Annotated in this window: 2 protein-coding genes; one reads left to right on the plus strand and one right to left on the minus strand. The window is 62.0% G+C overall.

Annotated features, from left to right (window positions below; translation table 11 throughout):
- Positions 1–216 precede the first annotated feature (216 nt).
- Positions 217–1,233, plus strand: a complete 1,017-nt coding sequence (locus L979_RS13770; protein ID WP_047692825.1) for a hypothetical protein — start codon at positions 217–219, stop codon at positions 1,231–1,233.
- A gap of 24 nt (positions 1,234–1,257) precedes the next feature.
- Here L979_RS13770 and L979_RS16465 read toward each other — a convergent pair.
- A partial coding sequence (locus L979_RS16465; protein ID WP_047692827.1) for a hypothetical protein occupies positions 1,258–1,826 on the minus strand: 569 nt, incomplete at its 5' end.

Genomic DNA, 1,826 nt, shown 5'->3' on the forward strand with positions numbered 1-1,826 from the left:
CCGTGAGATCACCACCTGATGCTGAGATCACCAGCAACGGGGTGTCATCTCAACAACAGCCGGTGATCTCACCCAGGTGCCACCCCAACCCATCTAGTTTCCCCAGCAACTAATGCAACTTGTGGTCATCGAGGCTGGTCAACCCCGAAGGTGGGCGTAGATTGAGGTAGCGATGCGCACCACATCGCCATCAATTGCTGTAACGCAGGGGGAATCGTGAACAGCATCAGCATCAAGGCATCACGCCGAGTGGCATCGATCGGGGCGGCGGTTGCACTGCCCTTGAGCACGCTTCTGGCACAGGCACCCGCGGGCGCAGTCGAGCCAACGTCTTCCTACGACGCCCTGTGGAACGTTGCCTGGAACGACTGGGACCTGGATGGCGTGACCAACACCGACGAACTGGCACTGGGCACGGACCCGCGTCACCCGGACACGGATGGAGATGGCATCCCGGACGGCCATGAGCTGATCGGTGTTGGAACCAAACGTCAAGGAGTCCTCACGGGTTCCGGTCAGACAACGCCATTCGTCATCCCCACAGATCCTGTCTTGGCCGACACGGACGGGGACGGTCTGAGCGATTCGGAAGAAAACCGCGAGTACACGCGTCCCGACAATCCCGACACTGACAATGACGGACTCACTGACGCCCAGGAAGTCAACCAAAAACTCGGCAGGGGCGGAATGTTCAGAACCTGCGTGCTCAGCGCAGACACTGACTACGACGGCGTGACTGACGGTGACGAGGTCGCAGCCGGTACCGACCCCAATTTCAATGAAAGCGCCGAACCGTTCCCTGGCTACCGCATTGAAGACATTGACGGTGACTGTGCGCCCGGTCGAGTTGAGGACAGCATGATCGGCAACAGCACCAATCCTCTGAACACGGACACCGATGGCGACGGCGTGGTGGATGCAGTGGAGATCTTCGGGTACGGAAACGCGGATTGGGCGGATTATCCCGCGAGCCAAACGCGTGGCAACTCGGCGGATTCTGATTCTGGCGGACTGTCTGACGCGATTGAGATCGCCCAGGGTACGAATGCCAACAGCGCAGACACTGACGGCGACGGCTTCACGGATGCCCAGGAAGGCCTTTACATCGTGGATTGGATTGATTGGCTGCAAGAGCCCTTGGTGGTCCTGGTGGACCCGTTGAATCCTGACCAGAACATGAACGGCATCCCGGATGGCCAGGAGTTCTCAGTGGACGGCTTGACGCGAGCCTGAGCTGACCCTGGCCTTGCCTGGCCTTCAGGATCGACGACGGCGCGGGTGGTTGCGTCGTCGTCGATCCATCCACAGTGAGCCGTAAGCCGCCGGGATGAAAGCGGCGAAAACCAGCACGCGGCCCACATCCGATCCTGCCAAGGTCATCCAGACGTAGACCGCCAGGACTGCCAGGGGAATCCACGGCGTGACCACCGGAAACGGCTTGCGCATGGACACCGTGATCAGGCTTCCCAGCCCCGCGATCAGCGGCGCCAGAAGGCTGCGCAAGGTCGTGTGCTCGCCGACCAGCAGGTGACCAGCCACCGCGGCCATCACGATCACCACGCTTGCCACGGACACCTTGACCAACACCGGGTTGGCGCCAATTCGCTGCCTGACCGTGGCACCGGCGCCCACTCCCGCACCAGCGGTGGCCCAGCCTTGCTGCCGCAGACGAGCCAAGAGTGCGGGATCCCAGGGCTGAGGCCCAGCGGTCCCGGGCTGCGGAAACCCCGTGATCGGCGTGTCATCTGCGCGCACCCACGTCAGCAGATCCGCCCACGCCTCTGGATAGATCGCTACGAACACCTGGTCCTCGGTGGTGTCAACCG

This window comes from Kocuria sp. ZOR0020, assembly GCF_000800955.1.
In the GTDB taxonomy this organism is placed as follows: domain Bacteria; phylum Actinomycetota; class Actinomycetes; order Actinomycetales; family Micrococcaceae; genus Kocuria; species Kocuria subflava.